Annotated in this window: 17 protein-coding genes; 6 read left to right on the top strand and 11 right to left on the bottom strand. The window is 74.0% G+C overall.

All coding sequences use genetic code 11. From position 1 onward, the window contains the following. Window positions 1-41: 41 nt before the first annotated feature. Both ACZ4M3_RS32605 and ACZ4M3_RS32600 read right to left on the bottom strand, forming a co-directional pair. Window positions 42-1,763 (bottom strand): class I adenylate-forming enzyme family protein, encoded by a 1,722-nt coding sequence (locus ACZ4M3_RS32605; RefSeq protein ID WP_467738789.1) that lies wholly within the window; start codon window positions 1,761-1,763, stop codon window positions 42-44. Beyond that, window positions 1,760-2,524, bottom strand: a complete 765-nt coding sequence (locus tag ACZ4M3_RS32600) for an SDR family oxidoreductase (RefSeq protein ID WP_467738787.1) — start codon at window positions 2,522-2,524, stop codon at window positions 1,760-1,762. The genes ACZ4M3_RS32605 and ACZ4M3_RS32600 overlap by 4 nt, the downstream gene beginning before the upstream one ends. Before the next feature lie 97 nt (window positions 2,525-2,621). On the opposite strand from ACZ4M3_RS32600, the gene ACZ4M3_RS32595 reads away from it, so the two are divergent. The 4 genes from ACZ4M3_RS32595 (at window position 2,622) to ACZ4M3_RS32580 (ending at window position 6,862) form a co-directional block, all read left to right on the top strand. Continuing rightward, window positions 2,622-3,866 carry an exo-beta-N-acetylmuramidase NamZ family protein gene (locus ACZ4M3_RS32595; RefSeq protein ID WP_467738785.1) on the top strand — a complete coding sequence of 415 codons (1,245 nt, stop codon included), beginning with the start codon at window positions 2,622-2,624 and terminating at the stop codon, window positions 3,864-3,866. 93 nt (window positions 3,867-3,959) lie between these two features. Further along, window positions 3,960-5,270, top strand: coding sequence for a serine-threonine protein kinase (locus ACZ4M3_RS32590; RefSeq protein WP_467738783.1), 1,311 nt, complete (start codon window positions 3,960-3,962; stop codon window positions 5,268-5,270). A 153-nt stretch (window positions 5,271-5,423) separates the two neighbouring features. Continuing rightward, complete coding sequence (locus tag ACZ4M3_RS32585) at window positions 5,424-6,014, top strand: hypothetical protein (RefSeq protein WP_467738781.1); 591 nt, start codon at window positions 5,424-5,426, stop codon at window positions 6,012-6,014. Next, complete coding sequence (locus ACZ4M3_RS32580; protein ID WP_467738779.1) at window positions 6,011-6,862, top strand: 3-keto-5-aminohexanoate cleavage protein; 852 nt, start codon at window positions 6,011-6,013, stop codon at window positions 6,860-6,862. The genes ACZ4M3_RS32585 and ACZ4M3_RS32580 overlap by 4 nt, the downstream gene beginning before the upstream one ends. Here ACZ4M3_RS32580 and soxR read toward each other — a convergent pair. Next, window positions 6,837-7,286: a redox-sensitive transcriptional activator SoxR gene (soxR, locus tag ACZ4M3_RS32575; RefSeq protein WP_467738777.1), complete on the bottom strand. Its 450-nt coding sequence runs from the start codon at window positions 7,284-7,286 to the stop codon at window positions 6,837-6,839. The two genes, ACZ4M3_RS32580 and soxR, sit on opposite strands and share 26 nt — an antisense overlap. Before the next feature lie 167 nt (window positions 7,287-7,453). Between soxR and ACZ4M3_RS32570 the strand changes: the two genes are divergently transcribed. After that, on the top strand, window positions 7,454-7,915 hold the full coding sequence (locus tag ACZ4M3_RS32570; RefSeq protein ID WP_467738775.1) for a MaoC family dehydratase: 462 nt from the start codon (window positions 7,454-7,456) through the stop codon (window positions 7,913-7,915). Between the two features lie 40 nt (window positions 7,916-7,955). Here the strand turns inward: ACZ4M3_RS32570 and ACZ4M3_RS32565 are convergent, their stop codons facing one another. The 3 genes from ACZ4M3_RS32565 to ACZ4M3_RS32555 form a co-directional block, all read right to left on the bottom strand. Next, window positions 7,956-8,582: a TetR/AcrR family transcriptional regulator gene (locus ACZ4M3_RS32565; RefSeq protein ID WP_467738773.1), complete on the bottom strand. Its 627-nt coding sequence runs from the start codon at window positions 8,580-8,582 to the stop codon at window positions 7,956-7,958. A 60-nt stretch (window positions 8,583-8,642) separates the two neighbouring features. After that, window positions 8,643-8,960: a YiaA/YiaB family inner membrane protein gene (locus ACZ4M3_RS32560; RefSeq protein ID WP_467738771.1), complete on the bottom strand. Its 318-nt coding sequence runs from the start codon at window positions 8,958-8,960 to the stop codon at window positions 8,643-8,645. Window positions 8,961-9,073: 113 nt separating this feature from the next. Next, a complete protein-coding gene (locus tag ACZ4M3_RS32555) occupies window positions 9,074-10,225 on the bottom strand; it encodes an acyl-CoA dehydrogenase family protein (RefSeq protein ID WP_467738769.1) in 1,152 nt (383 codons plus the stop codon). Between the two features lie 97 nt (window positions 10,226-10,322). On the opposite strand from ACZ4M3_RS32555, the gene ACZ4M3_RS32550 reads away from it, so the two are divergent. Further along, window positions 10,323-10,961, top strand: coding sequence for a TetR/AcrR family transcriptional regulator (locus ACZ4M3_RS32550; RefSeq protein WP_467738767.1), 639 nt, complete (start codon window positions 10,323-10,325; stop codon window positions 10,959-10,961). 130 nt (window positions 10,962-11,091) lie between these two features. Here the strand turns inward: ACZ4M3_RS32550 and ACZ4M3_RS32545 are convergent, their stop codons facing one another. The 5 genes from ACZ4M3_RS32545 to ACZ4M3_RS32525 form a co-directional block, all read right to left on the bottom strand. Continuing rightward, window positions 11,092-12,171: a Zn-dependent alcohol dehydrogenase gene (locus tag ACZ4M3_RS32545; RefSeq protein ID WP_467738766.1), complete on the bottom strand. Its 1,080-nt coding sequence runs from the start codon at window positions 12,169-12,171 to the stop codon at window positions 11,092-11,094. A gap of 82 nt (window positions 12,172-12,253) precedes the next feature. Next, the gene (locus ACZ4M3_RS32540) at window positions 12,254-13,666 is read right to left on the bottom strand and encodes an aldehyde dehydrogenase family protein (RefSeq protein ID WP_467738765.1); all 1,413 of its coding nucleotides are present in this window, start codon (window positions 13,664-13,666) and stop codon (window positions 12,254-12,256) included. A 99-nt stretch (window positions 13,667-13,765) separates the two neighbouring features. Next, a complete protein-coding gene (locus tag ACZ4M3_RS32535; protein WP_467738764.1) occupies window positions 13,766-15,199 on the bottom strand; it encodes a CitMHS family transporter in 1,434 nt (477 codons plus the stop codon). Between the two features lie 73 nt (window positions 15,200-15,272). Further along, window positions 15,273-17,585 carry a molybdopterin oxidoreductase family protein gene (locus ACZ4M3_RS32530; protein WP_467738763.1) on the bottom strand — a complete coding sequence of 771 codons (2,313 nt, stop codon included), beginning with the start codon at window positions 17,583-17,585 and terminating at the stop codon, window positions 15,273-15,275. A 153-nt stretch (window positions 17,586-17,738) separates the two neighbouring features. Next, on the bottom strand, window positions 17,739-18,359 hold the full coding sequence (locus ACZ4M3_RS32525) for a TetR/AcrR family transcriptional regulator (protein WP_467738870.1): 621 nt from the start codon (window positions 18,357-18,359) through the stop codon (window positions 17,739-17,741). Window positions 18,360-18,375 lie beyond the last annotated feature (16 nt).

Below are 18,375 nucleotides of genomic sequence, written 5' to 3'. Positions count from 1 at the left end.
CCTCGCCTGTCAGGGCGCGCTGTACGACCGTCCGACTGTTTTCAGCCGCGCTCGCGCAGTTCCCGTCGCAGGATCTTGCCACTGGTCGTCTTCGGAAGGACAGGCAGGATCTCCACCTGGCGCGGGTACTTGTACGCGGCGATGCGTTCGGCGCAGTACGCGGACAGTTCCCCGGGCTCGGCCGAGGTGCCCGGGCGCAGGCTGACGTAGGCCTTCACGCTCTCCCCGCGGTAGGGGTCGGGGACGCCGACCACGGCCGCCTCGCGGACGGCGGGGTGGGTGTAGAGCACGTCCTCCACCTCGCGCGGCCAGACCTTGAAGCCGGACGCGTTGATCATGTCCTTCTTGCGGTCGACCACGTAGAGCCAGCCGTCGCGGTCCATGAATCCGACGTCCCCGGTGCGCAGTTCGCCGTCCGGGAACGCCTTGGCGCTCTCGTCGGGCAGGCCCCAGTAGCCCGGTACGACCTGGGGGCCGCGGACGGCTATCTCGCCGGTCTCGCCGAAGGGGACTTCGGCCCCGTGCTCGTCGAGGATGCGTACGCAGGTGTCGGCGCCCGGAACGCCGACCGACAGGGTGCCGGAGCGGGGGTCGACGGGGGCTTCCAGGTGGGGCGGTACGGAGGCGCAGGGGGCGGTGCACTCGGTGAGCCCGTAGCCGTTGCGCAGGTAGAAGCCGAAGTCGGCGCGCAGCCGTGCGACGAGGGCGGGCGGCAGCGGTGCGCCGCCGGAGGAGATCACCCGGAAGGAGGTGAAGTGGTCCGGGGTGGCGGCGGGGTGGGCGGCGAGGGCCATGAAGGCGGTGGCCGGGCCGACGGTGTAGGCGGGGCGGTGTTCGAGGAAGGCGTCGAGGACGGCGCCCGCGTCGAAGCGGTGGGCGAGGGCGAGGGTGCCGGCGTTGGCGATGCAGGCGGCGAGCTCGCAGACGATGCCGGTGATGTGGAAGAGCGGGGCGAGCGCGAAGTAGACGGCGCCTTCGGGGACGGGGTGGCCGGTGACCTGGCGGGTGGCGTTGTAGCTCAGGGCGCCGTGCGGGTTCATGGCCCCCTTGGGCCTGCCGGAGGTGCCGGAGGTGTAGCTGATGAGGGCCGTGTCGGTGGCAGCGGGGCCTGGGCCGGGCGGGGCGGGGCGGCCCTGGCGGGCGACGGTGGTGAGGTCGGCGGCCTCGGGGCCGGGGCCGGCCGGGGCGGGCGCGGGCGGGTGGCCCTGGTGCGGGACCGTCGGGAGGGTGGCCGTCCGCTGCTCCCGGCCGGGCCCGAGGACCCGTACGTCGTCGCGGGTCTGGAAGTCGGTGTCGTGGGCGGTCAGGACGGTGTGCACGGCACTGTCCCGGGCGGCCTCGCGCAGGTACGCCGGCCAGGCCCGGGCGTCGCAGATCAGCGCGGTGGCCCCGGAGTCCCCCAGGATGTGCCCGACTTCACCCGACTTGTACATGGGGTTGAGGGGGACGACGACGGCGCCGGCCTTCCAGGCCGCCAGCACGGCGAGCACGAAGTGCGGGGTGTTCTGGAGCATGACCGCGACCCGGTCGCCGCGGCGGACGCCCCGCGCGGCCAGGTGTCCGGCGACGGCGTCGGAGAGCGTGTCGGTCTCGGCGTAGCTGAGCCGGCCGTCGAAGTAGGCGAGCGCCGGGTGTTCGGGGGCGCGGGCGACGGCCGCGCGGAAGGCGTGCAGGACGCTGGGCGGGGGCGTGACGGGGGCCCGCTGGGCGGCGGTGAGGCGGCCCAGCCAGGGCCGGTCGGCGTAGCGGGGGGTCGCGCTCACCGGGCCTCCCACTTCTGCTGGAGGTGGTTCATGCCGGACAGCCAGCGGTCGGGTTCGGTGGCGCGGGCCGCGTAGTAGTCGGCCACCTCCGGGTGCGGGAGGATCAAGAACCGGCCCTTCTCCATGCCGTCGAACAGGGCGTCCGCGACCGCTTCCGGCTCGATCGCGGTCGGCGCCAGGACGAGCTCGCCCGCCGATCCCGCGGCGGTCAGCATGTCCGTGCGTACGCCTTGCGGGCAGATCGCGTGGACCTGGACGCCACGGTGGCGGTAGGTCAGCGAGAGCCATTCGGCGAAGGCGAGGGCGCCGTGCTTGCTGACACTGTACGGGGCCGCCCCGATCATGGTCAGCAGCCCGGCGGCGGAGACGGTGGAGACGAAGCGGCCGCTCCCGCGCTCCAGCCAGTGCGGCAGCAGGGCGCGGGCGGCGCGCACGTGCGCCATGACGTTGACGTCCCAGGCGGCCTCCCAGACGCCCTCGTCGGCGAAGGCGTCGCCGCCGGAGGCGAGTCCGGCGTTGGCGCAGTAGACGTCGACCGTTCCGCCGAGGGCCTCGCGGGCCTGTTCCACCACGGCCGAGGCGTCGCCGGGAACCGCGATCGCCCGGGCACCGATCCCGTCCGCCACGGCGGCGGCCTTCGCCGGGTCTAGGTCGTTGACGACGACGGTGGCCCCCTCGGCGGCGAAGCGGTGGGCGAGGGCCGCCCCGATGCCGCCGCCCGCGCCGGTGACGACGACTCGCTGGTCCTGGTACGCGTTCACGGGGATGCCTTTCGACGCTGCCGGGGTATCGGTGATCCGGGCAGACTAACCAGTCGGTATGTCGGATCGGAAGGGGGCGGGGGGCTAGCGTGCGCGGATGACGCTGTCGCGACGCGGGGTGCTGGGACTGGCGGGGGCCGTGGGGTCGGCGGGGGCCGTGGGCGGCCCGGCGGGCGCCGCCGCCGCGCGGGGGCGGGTGCGTACCGGGTTCGAGCGGCTCGCCGCGGCCGGGTACGGGATGCTCCGCGGCCAGCGGATCGGGGTCGTCACCAACCCGACGGGCCTCACCGCGGACGCCCGCCACCTGGTCGACGTCCTGCACGCCGACGAACGGGTCCAGCTGACCGCGGTGTTCGGGCCCGAGCACGGTTTCCGCGGCACGGCGCAGGCGGGCGGGTCCGAGGGCTCCGCCCGGGACCCGGCCACCGGACTGCCCGTCCACGACATCTACGGCAAGAGCGGGCGGGCACTCGCGGACGTCTTCACCGCCGCCGGGATCGACACGGTCGTCTTCGACGTCCAGGACGTGGGCGCGCGGTTCTACACCTACATCTGGACCCTGTACGACTGCATGCGCGCCGCCGCGCTGGCCGGCAAGGCGGTCGTCGTGCTGGACCGGCCCAACCCGATCGGCGGGCTGCGCGCGGCCGGCCCGGTCCTCCAGCGGCCGTACGCCAGCGGCGTGGGGCGCGAGCCGGTCGCGCTCGCGCACGGCATGACGGTGGCCGAGCTGGCGCTGCTGTTCCAGGGCGAGTTCCCCGCCGAGCGCCCGCTCGCGTTGAGCACCGTACGGATGTCGGGGTGGCGCCGGGGGGCCTTCTTCGGGGAGACGGGGCTGCCCTGGGTGCCCCCGAGCCCGAACGTGCCGACTCCGGACACCGCCCTCGTCTACCCGGGCACCTGCCTGTTCGAGGGGACCAACCTGTCCGAGGGGCGGGGGACGACCACGCCGTTCGAGGTGGTGGGCGCGGAGGGCGTCGACCGGCGGTGGGCGGAAGCGGCGAACGCCCTGGACCTCCCCGGGGTGTGGTTCCGCGAGGCCTACTTCACGCCGGTCTTCTCCAAGCACGCCGGGAAGGTGTGCGGCGGGGTCCGGCTGCTCGTGCACGACCGCGCGGCCTTCGACCCGGTGCGGACGGGGATCGGGCTGCTGGTCACCGCGCGCCGGACGTGGAGCGGGTTCGGCTGGCGGCCCGACCACTGGATCGACCGGCTGACCGGCTCCGACCGGGTGCGCACGCTGGTGGACGCCGGAGCCGGGGTGGAGGAGATCGCCGGTGACTGGGCGGCCGGACTGGCCCGGTTCGCGGCGGTCCGGGAGGGGTACCTGCTGTACCGGTGAGACGGAACCGATCCGGGTGGTCGCGGGGCTGGCCGGGCGGGCCCGGGCGCAGGATGCTGAACGCGACGGCGGCAGGACCCGGAGGGGGGCGTCATGTCGGGTGGGGCGGCGTGGGGAACGGGCGTCGGGGTGGCTCCGTACGCGGAGCTGGTCTTCGACGCCGACGGGGATCCGGCCCCGGGGACCGGGACCGCGCTCGACGGGATGGAGGTCACCGACCTGCTGGTCTTCGCGCACGGCTGGAACAGCGAACCGGACACCTCGACACTGCTCTACGACCGGTTCTTCGCGCCGTTCCCGGGACTGGTGGGCCCCGCGGTCCGGCTCGGCTACGCGGGGGTCCTGTGGCCCTCGATCCGCTTCGCGGACGAGCCGATACCGGACTTCGACCCGCGCGGGCCCGCGGCCGCGCTCGCCGGGCCCGGGCCGGGGACGGCGCTGGACCCGGAGACCAGGCGGGCCCTCGGGCAGTTCTGGCCGGGACGGGCGGCGGAACTCGACCGGGTCGCCGAACTGCTGTCGCAGCGGCCGGAGTCGGAGGCCGCCTTCGTGGAATTCGGGGCACTGGTGCGGGAACTGGCCGGGGTGGCGGCGGTACCCACCGCCACCGGAGCCGACGTGCCGGCGATGTTCACCGAGGACGTCCTGGAGGTGTGCCGCTGCTTCACCGAGGCACTGGCCGAGGCGGGCGGGGCCCCCGGCGGGGCGCCCGGCGGGGCGGAGTTCTCGATGGGCGGCGCCCTGCACGCCCTGTGGAGCGGCGCCAAGGAGGTGCTGCGCCAGGCCACGTACTACGAGATGAAGAAACGGGCGGGGGTGATCGGCGAGCGGGGGCTGGGGCCGGTCCTGGCCCGGCTGGCCGGGCACCGGCCGGACCTGCGGATCCACCTGGTGGGGCACAGCTTCGGCGGCCGGGTGGTGTCCTTCGCCCTGCGGGCGGTGCCGGGCGGCGCCCGGTACGTGAAGTCCCTGACCCTGCTCCAAGGGGCCTTCTCCCACTACGCCTTCACCGAGCGCCTACCGCACGACAAGAGCCGCGGCGGCACCCTGCACGGTCTCCAGCGCGCGGTGGACGGTCCGGTGGTCGCCTGTCACTCCCCTTACGACACCGCCCTCAAGGTGTTCTATCCGCTCGCCTCACGGATGGCAGGGGATTCGGCCGGTGTGCTGGGTCTGGACGAACGGTGGGGCGCGCTCGGTCACGACGGCGTGCAGGCGGTGCCGGGCGCGCCCCGGCTCACGCTGGCTGCGGCGCTGCGCGACGGGCTGCCGGCGTCCGGCTGCGTCAGCGTGGACGCGGGCGCCGTGGTCCGCAGGGGCGGTGCACCGACGGGGGCGCACAGCGACATCTGCCACGAGGAACTGGCCCGGATCGTGGTGGCGGCGGGGCGCATGGGGCGCTGACTTCCGGCCATGTGCCACCCGCACGCCTCGACCGCCCCGCATGCGCCCACATCCCTCCGGGCATGTTGGGCACGTCGGGACGTAGGACGACGTTCACCTCGTACGGCGTCTCGACGTCGGTGTGGGCGTGGGCGCGGCGGAGGTGAAGGTGTCATGGCGGGATTCCGGAGTCTGGCCTACCAGGTGCGCGATGGGCGCAACGACCGGGCGTTGCGGCGCCATTCGCTGCGCCGCTGTCTGGAGCGGTTCGCCCCGTACGGGCACCGCGCGACGTGGTGGCACCTGTGCGACCGGCACGGGATCGCCCCCGAGGACCGGGCGGCCGATCCGCGGCGGCTGGTCGCGGCATTGGAGGAGCTGGAGGAGGCGCGGGCGGTCTGGCTGGAGTACGAGCGCCAGTTCGCGGAGCGCAGAAGGCGCGAGAAGCACCACGGGCTGCGCCGGCCGGAGTGGGCGTGGGGCGGCAGCGGGGACGCGGTGGTGCGGTGCGCCGACCCGGGGGTGCGGCCGGACGGGACGCTGGGCGAGGTGCTGCGGCGGCTGGTGAAGGCGCTGGAGTCGGAGCCGGGGACGTCGTGCCCGGTCTGCGGGGAGCAGGAGCTGCGCTGGCCGCCGGTGGGCGCGGGGCACGCGGCGTGGGCCGGGGCGTGGGCGTGGGACGGGCCGGTGTGCGGGGGCTGCGGGATCGTGGTGCCCAGACCTGCGTTGGCGGACGCGCTGACGTATCCGGCGTCGGCGGCGTGAGCGGTACGGCGGCCGGGGCGGGAGGTGCGGGCGCCCCGCGTGGGACGGCGGCGTGGATCCAGGTCGCGCTGAACGGCGCGCGGGACGCGGCCGACGGGGGCGCCGTTCCGATGTCCCCGCAGGCGTTGGCGGAGTCGGCGGTGGCCGCGGTCACCGCGGGGGCCCGGGAGGTACTGGTCCACCCGCGGACGCCGTGCGGGCGCGAGAGCCTCTCGCCGCGGGTGGTGGGGCCGGTCCTGGAGGCGTTGCGGGGCGCGGGGGTCTCCGTACCGCTGGGCGTGCCGGTGAGCGTGGCGGCCGAGCCGGATCCGGCGGGGCGGCTGGAGCGGGTGCGGTCGTGGGCGGTGCTGCCGGAGCGGGCGGTGGTGCACTGGGCGGAGCCGGGGGCGCGGGAGTTGGCGTCGGCGCTGCTGGCGCGCGGGGTGGCGGTGGACGCGGTGGTCCCGCCGGGCGGGGCGCAAGCGTCGGGCGGGTCCGGGGCCCGGGCGGACCTGGCGGGCTGGGCGGCGGCCCACCCGGGGCGGGTGCGGCTGGTGGGTGAACCGGCGCGGGCGGGCCCGGCGCTGGGGGATCCGGCACTGGCGGATCCGGCACTGGCGGCTCCGGTGCTGGCGGATCCGGCACTGGCGGCGGAGCTGCGGCGGCTGCCGTGGGTGCTGTTCGGGCGAGAGGCCGCCGCGTGGCCGGCGCTGCGGCTGGCCGCGCGGTGCGGTGCCGGGGCGCGCATCGGGGTGGGGAACGTACTGCTGCTACCGGACGGCCGGCCGGCCCGCTCGAACGCGGAGCTGGTGGCAGCCGCCGTCCAGGAGTGGGCCCGCGCCGCTACAACGACAGCCGGGAGCCGGTGAGGCGCTCGCCGAACACGTCGTCCGGGTTGGACAGCGCACAGGCCGTCAGCGACAGGCAGCCGCAGCCGATGCAGTCGGAGAGGTTCTCGCGCAGTCGGGTCAGCTGCTTGATCCGCTCGTCGAGTTCGCTGCGCCAGGCCTCGGACAGGGCCGCCCAGTCCTCGCGGGTGGGCGTGCGCTCCTCGGGGAGCTTGGCCAGTGCCTCGCGGATGCTCGCGAGCGGGATGCCGACGCGCTGTGCGGCGCGTACGAAGGCCACTCGGCGCAGCGCGTCGCGCGTGTAGCGGCGTTGGTTGCCGGAGGTGCGGCGGCTGCTGATCAGGCCCTTGGCCTCGTAGAAGTGGAGCGCGGAGACGGCCGCGCCGCTGCGCGCGGACAGCTGGCCGACCGTGAGTTCGTGGACTTTCCCGGGAATCTGCGGCACTTGACCGAGGGTAGTCGGCGCGGCCGCGGACCGGCGGCGGTGGGCCGGGGCAGTGAGCGGGAGCGGTGAGCGGGGGCTGATGACCGGGCTCCGTTGACAGGGGCGGACGGCCCGAGCATGCTGAGCAAGCGCTTATTAGCTTGATCAGCGAGAGGCAGGGGCAGGGCATGGCCGAACCGAGGATCTTCACGTCCGCCGAGGAACTGCGCGCCGGGATCGGTGCGCAGCTGGGCCCGAGCGGGTGGCTGGAGGTGGACCAGAAGCGGATCGACCTCTTCGCCGACGCCACGGGCGACCACCAGTGGATCCACGTGGACCCCGAGCGGGCGGCCTCCGGACCGTTCGGCTCCACCATCGCGCACGGCTACCTCACGCTGTCGCTGCTGCCGAGCCTGGTGCCGCAGGTCATGCGGGTCGAGGGGATGCGGATGGGCATCAACTACGGGACGAACAAGGTGCGCTTCCCGGCTCCGGTACCGGTCGGATCCCGGTTGCGCGCCACCGCCGTGATCACCGATGTGACGGAGACGGGCGGCGGGGTGCAGGTCACCGCGACCGTGACGGTCGAGCGGGAGGACGGCGAGAAGCCGGTGTGCGTGGCGGAATCGGTGTCCCGGTACTACTTCTGAGGCGGGGCCGCGGGGCTGCCGGGGCGGCGCGCCGCGCGGTTCAGGGTGTCGCCGCCACCATGCGCAGCACGAGGCCGGCGTAGAGCGCGCCGACCTCGTCCGGCGTGCGCTCGCCGGCGGCGTTGAACCAGCGGGCCACGTCGATGCACAGGGACAGCACGGCGAGGGTGGTGCCCGGAACGTCGGGAACGTCGAACTCCCCGGACCGCACCCCGTCGGCGAGGATCCGACGGACGGCCGCGTCGCTCCGCCGGCGCAGTGCCACGATTTCGGAGCGGTGCTCCGGAGCGAGGGCGTCGAGCTCGTACTGCACCACCCGCGCCGTGGTGTGGTGCGCGGCGTGCCACCGCACGAAGGACCGCACCGCCGCGTCGAGCCGCTCGGCGGCGGTTCCGGGGCGGCCGGCGGCCGTCTCCAGGATCTCCAGCGCCTTGTCGTGGCCGATCCGGCTGATCCGGTGGAGCAGCTCTTCCTTCGTCTTGTAGTGGATGTAGAGCGCCGCCGGGCTCATCCCGGCGCGGGCCGCGATGTCCCGGGTGGTCGTGGCGTGGTAGCCGCGCGCCGCGAAGGTCTCGACGGCGGCGACCAGCAGCCGCCGGGCGGCGTCGGGGGTGACCTCCGACCACGGCTGGTAGCCGCCGGTCTCGGCCGCGCCGGCACTGTCCATCGCTCGCTCACCCTCTTCGGCTTGTAGGAACCAACACCTTACCGGAGGGTGAGCAAGCGCTTAGGCCTGAGCGGCCGGGCGCTCGGGGATCTGCTTGGGGGCGAAGGGATCGTACTCCGCCATGATCTTCTCCATCCTGGCCTGGTCGACCCGGCTGACGATCTGGGTGACCTCCTGGCGGTCGCGGACGACCTTGGCCAGGGTGAAGGCCGAGGTGGTGAGGTAGAGGACCGCGATACCGAGGAAGGCGCGGACCCAGCCGTCGGCGTCCATGTTGTAGATGCCCAGCCCGACAGCGGCGAGGGCGATGGCGAAGGAGGCGACGGCCTGGCCGTAGTACGCCCCCGTGTTCTGCTGCTTGACCGGTGTCTCGTTCATGGGTCAAGCGTCGCGGCGGGGCGGCCGGCGGCGCATCCGCGCGCGTACTCACGTACGTACTCAGACCGGCGCCCGACGCCCACGGCGCCCGGCCCGGGCCCCGCCCCGCCTCCTCAGAAGGCCGAAACCCCCGTGCGGGCACGGCCGATGAGGAGCTTCTGGATCTGGCTGGTGCCCTCGTACAGGGTCATGACGCGGGCGTCGCGCAGCAGCTTCCCGGCGGGGTACTCGTCGATGTAGCCGTAGCCGCCGTGCACCTGGAGGGCGTTGCCGGCGGCGCGTACGGCGGCCTCGGACGCGAAGAGCTTGGCGGTGGAGGCCTCGGTGGCGAAAGGCTGTCCCCGGTCGATCAGGTCGGCGACGCGCCAGGTCAGCAGGCGGGCCGCGTCGACGTCGACGGAGATGTCGGCGATCAGCTCCTGGACCAGCTGGTGCTGGGCGATGGGCTTGCCGAACTGCTCGCGCTGGGCGGCGTACCCGACCGCGGCGTCCAGCGCCGCCTGGGCGATGCCCACGCAGCCGGCCGCGACCGACATCCGCCCCTTGGCCAGCGCGGACATGGCGACGGAGAAGCCCTTGCCCTCGGGGCCGAGCATCGCGGAGGCGGGCACGCGGACCCCGTCGAGGGCGAGTTCGGCGGTGGCCTGGCCGCGCAGGCCGAGCTTGCCGTGTATCTCGCGGCGGGTCAGTCCGGGGCTGTCGGCCCGGACGAGGAAGGCGGAGACGCCGCGGTGGCCCGGCTCGTCGTTGGTGCGGGCGAAGAGGAGCACCACGTCGGCCCAGGTGCCGTTGGTGATGAACATCTTGCTGCCGCTGAGGACGTACGCGTCGCCCTCGCGCACGGCACGGGTGGTGAGGTTGCCCGCGTCGGAGCCGGTACCGGGCTCGGTCAGGCCGAAGCAGCCGAGCGCCTCGCCGGAGCACAGCCGGGGCAGCCAGGCCTGCTTCTGCTCTTCGGTGCCCCAGGCGGCGATGGTCTTGGCGACGAGGCCGAGGGAGACGGAGACGATGCCGCGGACGGCGGAGTCCCCGCGGCCGAGCTCCTCGGTGACGAGCGCGTAGGCGAGGTGGTCGCCGCCGGAGCCGCCGTACTGCTCCGGGACGGTCAGGCCGAGGAACCCGAGGTCCCCGAGCTTCTTCACGATGGACCGGTCGACGCCTTCGGCGCGGTCCCAGTCGGCGGCGTACGGGACGATCTCGCGCTCGGTGAACTCGCGGGCGAGTCGACGTACGGCGGTCTGCTCCTCGCTGAGCTCCAGGTTCACCGGGGCCTCCGGGCGTCGTGGTGGGTGGTCCTCGTGCGGGGCGGGGCCATTAATTAGCAGCGCTAGTTTAATGCCGTCAGGCCCTACTATGTGGCGCATGGCCAGACCGCGCAAGCCCCTCCTGAGCAGAGACCGCATCGTCGAGGCGGCGGGCGCGCTGGTGGACGCGGAGGGGCTGGAGGCGGTGTCGACCCGGCGGCTGGCGGCCGCCCTCGGGGTCAGCGGGCCCTCGTTGTACAACCACTTCCGGACGAAGGACGAGATCCTGGAGGCGGTGGCCGACTCGGTGAGCGGCCGGGTCGACTTGTCGATGTTCGACGGCGACCGGGAGTGGCGGGCGGCCCTGTACGACTGGGCGCACTCCTACCGGGCCGCTCTGGCCGACCACCCGAACATCGTGCCGGTGCTGGCGCGGGGGCCGGGGCGCCGCCCGGCGGGGCTGCGGGTCGCGGACGCCGTGTTCGGCGCCATGACGGCGGCCGGGTGGCCGGCGGCCCAGGCGACGCGGATCGGCGCCCTGATGCGGTACTTCATCCTGGGCTCGGCGGTCGCTTCCTTCGCCCGGGGTTTCGTGGACGACCGGACGGCGTACGACCCGGGCGACTACCCGCACCTCGGGCAGGCCCACCTGCTGGCGGAGCGGCAGGTGGAGGTGGACGAGGGCGCCTTCGAGACGGGCCTGTCGGCCCTGCTGGACGGCCTGACCCTCCAGTACGAGGCGTTGCGGCAGCCGTAGGTACGCCTGCCGTCGGCCTGTCCCGGAGGGCGCGCCGGAGCTTGCGTCCGGCAGGCGGGGTCCGCAGGGCGGCGATCCGAAAGGTGGCGGGCGGCGGCGGTTCCGGCGGCCGGGGGCGGTTCGGCGGGCGCTAGAAGACCACCAGGGAGCGGCCGCCCTTGCCGGCCAGCATGTCGTCGAAGGCGCCCGGGATGCCGTCGAGGGCGATGCGGTCGGTGACGAGGGCCCCGAGGTCCAGGCGGCCGGCCCGGACGTGGTCGGCGATCACCGGCAGGTCGCGGGCCGGGTCGCTGTTGCCGTAGACGCACCCGGTGAGGGTGCGGGCGAAGTGGAAGATCTCCAGGGCGTGGAAGGTGACCTGCTGCTCCTTGCCGCCGATGCCGACGACGGTGGTGCGGCCGCCGCGACGCGTGGACTCCCACGCGCCCCGGATGGTCTGCGCCCGGCCGACGCACTCGATGGCGACGTCCGCGCCCTGGCCGGCCGTGAGGGCGCGGACCTGCTTGGCGGTGGTGTCGGAGGCGAGGACGAACTCGGTGGCTCCGGCCGCCCGCGCCAGCTCCTCCTTGGCCGGGGATACGTCGACGGCGATGATCGGGCCCGCCTGCGCGATCCGCGCGGCCTGCAGGGCGGCCAGTCCGACCCCGCCGACGCCGAAGACGGCGACCGACTCGCCGGGGCGGACCTGGGCGCTGTGGTGGACGGCGCCGTAGCCGGTGAGGACGGCGCAGCCGAGCAGCGCGGCCTCGGCGAGCGGGATCCCGTCGGGCGCGGGCAGCACGCAGTTCGCCGCGACCACCGTCTCCTCGGCGAACGCGGCGACGTTGAGCCCGGGGTGCAGCTCGGTGCCGTCGGCGTCGTGGGCGTAGACGGCGCCGACGCCGGTGAGGGCATTGGCGCAGAGCCAGACCTCGCCGATCAGGCAGTGGTGGCACTCGCCGCAGGACGGGGCCCAGTTGAGCACCACCCCGTCGCCCGGGGCGACATGGGTGACCCCCTCCCCCACGGCGAGAACCGTCCCGGCGCCCTCGTGGCCGAGGACGGCGGGGACGGGGACCCGCATGGTGCCGTTGGTGAGGGAGAGGTCGGAGTGGCAGACACCGGCTGCGGCGAGCCGCACCCGGACCTGGCCGGGGCCGGGTTCGGGCAGCACGATGTCCCGGATCTCCAGCGGGGCTCCGACGGCGGGCAGGATGGCGGCGCGGACCATGGTCGTTTCCGTCTCTCGGGGCGGGCGGCGGTAGCGGTTCGGGCGGGTGTGCGGGCGGGGCCCAGTACTGCTGCGGGCGGTCTCAGAACTGCAGGGACTTGGTCTGGAGGTACTCGGCCAGGCCGTGCGGGCCCAGCTCTCGGCCGATCCCGGACTGCTTGTAGCCGCCGAACGGCGCGAGCACGTTGAAGCGGCCGCCGTTGATGTCCACCTGGCCGGTGTCCATCCGGCGGGCGAAGGCGACCGCGGTCTCCTCGTCCGCGGCCCAGACCGCGCCGCTGAGCCCGTACACGGTGCCGTTGGCGATGCGCAGGGCGTCCTCCTCGTCCTCGTAGCGCAGGATCGACAGCACGGGGCCGAAGATCTCCTCCTGCGCGATGGTCATCTCGGGCGTGACATCGGCGAACACGGTCGGGGCGACGAAGTAGCCCTGCTCGTGCGGCGCATCGGGCCCGCCCGCGACGAGGCGCGCGCCTTCCTCGACGCCCTTGACGATGTACGCGTGGACGCGGTCGCGCTGCGTGGCGTTGACGACCGGGCCGACGCGGGTGCCCGGCTGGGTGGGGTCGCCGGTGGCGTACTTGGCGACGGCGGCGGCCGCGAGGGTGACGGCCTCCTCGTACTGGTCCCGGTGGACGAGCATGCGGGTGAGCGCGTTGCAGCTCTGACCGGAGTTGCGCATGACGTCGGCCACGCCCGCGGAGACGGCCTTGGCGAGGTCGGCTCCGGGCAGGATGACGTTGGCCGACTTGCCGCCCAGTTCGAGGGCGACCCGCTTGATCGCGGCGCCGGCGGTGGCGCCGATCCGGCGGCCGACGGCGGTCGAGCCGGTGAAGGAGACGAGGTCGACTCCCTCGTGTGCGGCCAGCGCCTGTCCGGCGACCGGGCCGGTACCGGTCACCAGGTTGAAGACTCCGGCCGGGATGCCCGCCTCGTGCACGGCTTCGGCGAAGAGCTGTGCGGTCAGCGGGGTGTCCTCCGCCGGCTTGAGGACGAGGGTGCAGCCGGCGGCGAGAGCGGGTGCCACCTTGGCAACGATCTGGTGCAGCGGGTAGTTCCAGGGCGTGATGGCCCCGACCACGCCGACCGGTTCGAGCAGCACCGTGGAGTTGCCCAGCCGCTCCTCGAAGGGGTAGGAGGCGGCGAGTTCGGCGTAGGAGGCGGCGACCCCGATCGGAGCGCCGACGTGGACGGCCTCCGCGAAGCCGAGCGTCGTCCCGAGTTCGGCGGTGATCGTCTCGGCGATCTCGCTCTTGCGGGCGACCAGGACATCGCGCAGGGCCCCGATCAGGGCGGCACGTTCGGCCGGGGCCGTCGCGGCCCAGCCGGGCAGGGCCGCGCGGGCCGCCCGTACCGCGGCGTCCACGTCGTCCGCGGTACCGGCCGGGACCCCGCCGATGACCTGCTCGTCGGCCGGGTTGACGACCTCGATCCGGTCGCGTCCCGAGGCGGGCCGCCATGCGCCGCCGATGTACATCCCGTCGTGGGCCTTCATGGCTTTCCTCCCGAGCACGCGCGAGCGTGTAGACGCCGACCTCGCGGACAGCCTACAAACTAGCAACGGTAGTTTTGCGGGCGCCAGGGTTCGCCGGGATCAGATGATGCCGAAAAGCATCCCTGCCGCGAGGACCACGAGGGAGGTCAGCGCCGCCCATTTCACGGTGAAGCGGGTGTGGTCGCCGAATTCCACCTTGGCCATGCCGACGAGGACGTAGACGGCCGGAACCAGCGGGCTGGACATGTGCAGCGCCTGCCCGACGAGGGAGGCGCGCGCGATCTCCAGCGGCGGGACGCCGTGGGCGGCGCCGGCTTCGGCCAGCACCGGCAGGACGCCGAAGTAGAAGCCGTCGTTCGACATGAAGTAGGTCAGGGGCAGGCTGAGCACTCCGGTGACGAGCGCCATGTGCGGGCCCATGCCGTCGGGGATGGCGCCGACCAGCCAGTCGGCCATGTGCTTGACCATGCCGGTGCCGGTGAGGACGCCGGTGAAGACGGCGGCCGCGAAGACCATTCCGGCGACGTTCAGGACGTTGTCGGCGTGGGCGGCGATCCGGGCCTTCTGGTCGGGCATGTGCGGGAAGTTGACGGTGAGGGCGAGGGCGGCGCCGAGCAGGAACAGCACCGGGATCGGGAGCAGCTCCATGATCATCGCGGTGAGCAGGACTACCGTCAGGGCGGCATTGAACCAGTAGAGGCGGGGGCGGAGGGTCGGCCGGCGCGGATCGAGGCCCTGCATTCCGTCGGCGTTCGCCGCCCCGGCGGGCATGACCGGTACCGGTGCGGCGGCCGCGCCTCCCCCGTCCGCGCCGGTCACGGGGGCGGAGCCGCCGCCGGCTGTGACCGTGACGGGCGCCGCCGCGGCCGGCTCCGCCACCAGCACGGCCTCGTGCGGCTGCTCGCCGGGCAGCACGAGGGTGCCGACGCGGCGGCGTTCCTTCACGCCCAGGACGTAGGCGAGCACGAGGACGAACACCAGCCCCATGGCGAGGGCCGGGATCATGGGCACGAAGATGTCGGCGGCGTCGAGCTTGAGGGCGGTGGCCGCGCGGGCGGTGGGGCCGCCCCACGGCAGGGTGTTCATGACGCCGTTGGCGGTGGCTGCGACGCCGGTCATGACGACCAGGCTCAACCCGAGCCGCTTGTAGAGCGGGTACATGGCCGAGACCGTGATCATGAAGGTGGTCGAGCCGTCACCGTCGAGCGAGACGACCGCGGCGAGCACCGCGGTGCCGACCACGACGCGCATCGGGTCGGCCTTGCAGAAGCGCAGGATGCCCCGCACGACCGGGTCGAAGAGGCCGACGTCGATCATCACGCCGAAGTAGACGATGGCGAACATCAGCATGGCGGCGGTCGGGGCCAGCTTGCCGACGCCGTCGATGACGTAGTCGCCGAGGTGGGCACCCTTCCCGGCGAACACGCAGAAGAGCGCGGGGATCAGGACGAGGGCCGCGATGGGCGACATTTTCTTCATCATGATCAGGATGAGGAAAGTCCCGATCATGGCGAAGCCGAGGAGAGTCAGCATGCAGGGAACGTAGGCTCCGCCTCCTTGTGCCAACAAGACGTGTGGGCGTGAGCAATACGAGCAAAACCCCAGGTCAAGGCAGGGGCATCAGCTCGACGGGGAAGCCGTTGAGCACCGCGGTGCCGGACAGCGGGTCCAGCCGGGTGCCGTCCAGCAGCTGGTTCACGTTGACTCCCGGATCGGAGGCGGCCACCGACAGCCGGGAGCCGGCCCGGTCGTGGCCCCAGCCGTGCGGGAGGCTGACGACTCCGGCGCGGACCGTGTCGGTGACCTCGACCGGAACGTCGAGGGCGCCGCCGTCGGCGGTGATCCGGGCCCGGCCGCCGTCGGTGAGCCCGAGCCGGTCCGCGTCGTCCGGGTGGACCTGGAGGGTGCAGCGGTTGGAACCTCCGACCAGGGCTGGGACGTTGTGCAACCAGCTGTTGTTGGACCGCAGGTGGCGGCGGCCCACGAGCACCAGGGCGGCGGGGCGTTCGGCGAGCGCCGCGCGCAGCCTGGGCAGCTCGGCCGCGATCGGGTCCGGCAGCAGCTCGATCCTGCCGCTGCGGGTCCGCAGCACGCCCGGGAGCCGGGGGCGCAGCGGGCCCAGGTCGATGCCGTGCGGGTGCGCGAGGACCCGGTCCAGGCTCAGACCGGCCTCGGGCGGCCCGTCGACGCCGTTTTCGGGCGCGCCGGTACCCGCCCCCGTGCCGGAACCTGACCCGGTGCCGGTGTCCGCGCGCAGGTCGGCGGCGAACCGGTCTCCGTACGGCCCGAGTCGGAGCATCAGGTCGAGACGCCGCTCGGGGCCGCTCTCCCCGGTGAGCAGACCGGCCAGGCGCGCCGGGTCCTCTCCGTGCAGGGGGGAGTGCGGGTCGGCGGTTTCCTTGGCGAGGGTGGCCCCGATGGCCAGCTCGTCGACGGTGGACGGGGCGGCGCTGCCGTGCATGCCGGAGACGGCGAGCACGAGACGGGCGTGGATCTCGCACTCGTCGAGCCGGTCCGCTTCGAGGGGGACGGCCGGCCGGGTGTAGCGCACCTGGTTGCGGATGGCGAAGCCGTTGAAGGCGAAGTCGTGGTGCGCGCTCTGGGCGGGGGGTGGCGGCGGCAGCACGACGTGGGCGTGGCGCGAGGTCTCGTTGAGGTACGGGTCCACGCTGACCATGAAGTCGAGGCCGGCCAGCGCCCCGTCGAGGCGGCGGCCGTCGGGGGCGGACAGCACCGGGTTGGCGGCGATGGCGATCAGCGCCCTGATGCGCCCCTCCCCCGGGGTCTCGATCTCCTCGGCCAGTGCTGCGGTGGGCAGTTCGCTCTTGACCTCGGGGTGGCCGCTGACCCGGCTGTGCCACCGGCCCATGGCGAACCCCTTGCCGGGGCCCGCGGGGCGGGGCCGCGGTCCGGCCGCCGCGAGCGGGAAGAGGGCTCCGCCCGGGCGGTCGAGGTTGCCGGTGAGGATGTTCAGTACGTCGACCAGCCAGCTGGCGAGGGTGCCGTACTCCACGGTGCAGCTGCCGATCCGCCCGTACACGGCGGCGGTCGGCGCGGCCGCGAGCTCACGGGCGAGGGCGCGGATCTCGGCGGCCGGGAGGTCGCAGGCGGGGGCAACGGCCTCAGGAGTGAAACTCGCGAGCGCGGCGCCGAGTTCCCCGAGTCCGTCGGTGTGTTCCGCGAGGACCCCCGGGGCGGTCAGCCCCTCGGCGAGCAGGGTCCGTGCCAGCGCGGCCAGCAGCAGGGCGTCACTGCCGGGGCGCGGGGCGAGGTGCCGGTCGGCGAGCCGGGCCGTGCGCGTGCGGCGCGGATCGACGACGACCAGTTTGCCCCCGCGTGCGCGCAGGGCTTTGAGCAGCCCGGGGAAGTCGGGCGCGGTGCACAGGGAGCCGTTCGATTCGACGGGGTTGGCGCCGAGCAGCAGCAGGAAGTCGGTGCGGTCCAGGTCGGGTACCGGGATGGCGAAGGGGTCGCCGAAGAGCAGGCCGCTGGAGACGTGCTTGGGCATCTGGTCCAGGGTGCTGGCGGTGAAGAGGTTGCGGGTGCCCAGGGCCTTGAGCAGGAGCGGGGGGTAGAGGGCGCCGGCCATGGTGTGGACGTTGGGGTTGCCGAGGACCACGCCGACGGACTGGGCTCCGTACTCCCGGACCAGGGCCGGAACGGCCGCGGCGATGGCGTCGTACGCCTCGTCCCAGGTGGCTTCCGTGAGGCGCCCGGCGCGGCGGACGAGGGGGGTGCGCAGCCGGTCGGGGTCGGCGTCGAGAGCACCGAAGGAGGCGCCTTTGGGACAGATGAAGCCGCGGCTGAACACGTCGTCGCGATCGCCCCGGGCGCCGGTGACGGTGCTCCCCTCGATGGTGAGGGTGAGGCCGCAAGTGGCCTCGCAGAGCGGACAGATGCGCAGGGCGGTGCGGGGCATGGACCCTCCTGGGGAGCGGCAGGCTGCGGCGCGGGCCGACGGCGCCCCGAGCATACCGACCGGTAGGGAGGTTGGGGAGGGCTGCGACGGGTCGCACCCTCACCGGTTCGCGCCGGACACCCGCGGCGGGGGCGGACCGTCGGCGGCACCGGGTCAGTCCAGCACCCTCGCCAGGTACGCCTGCATCATGGCGCGGGTTTCGGCGACGATGCCCGGGTCCCCCGCCGGGTCGGTCCGGAAGGCGAGTTGGATGAGCGCGTCGGTGGCTTCCACGGCGACCAGGACCGCCCGTTCGAGGGCGGCGTCGGGAGCGATCCCGAGATGGCGCGCGAGCAGCTCGGTGAGCCGGACGGCGACCAGGTGGTTCGGGTCGGCCGCGGGCCCCTCGGGCGGTGGCGCGGGCACTCCGAAGTCCACGAGGGCGAAGCCGGGGACGCTGCGCTTCATGGCCAGGTACTCGTCCAGCACCGCGTCCACGACGGGCCGCCAGTGGGTGCCCGGGAGCGCGGCGAGCCGCTCTCGGATCCCCTCCGCGTACCGGTCGAGGTTGCGGTGCGCGAGGGCGATGGCCATGGCCCGCTTGTTCCCGAAGAAGCGGTAGACCGACCCGATGGGCACTCCGGCGCGCTGGGCCACGGCGCGGGTGCTGAGGTTCTCGTACCCGGTCTCGTCGAGCAGTTCGGCGCAGGCGTCGAGGATGCGGGCGAGGCGGTCTGCGCTGCGCTGCTGGACCGGGGTCCGGCGCATGGGCTGGGCGGGGGGCACGGGGTCCATCATGCCGCTCCTGGTG

This window comes from Streptomyces sp. NPDC026522 (assembly GCF_055567555.1).
Note: the sequence above shows the minus strand (reverse complement) of the source record. Positions and strands in the feature narration are given on the sequence as shown.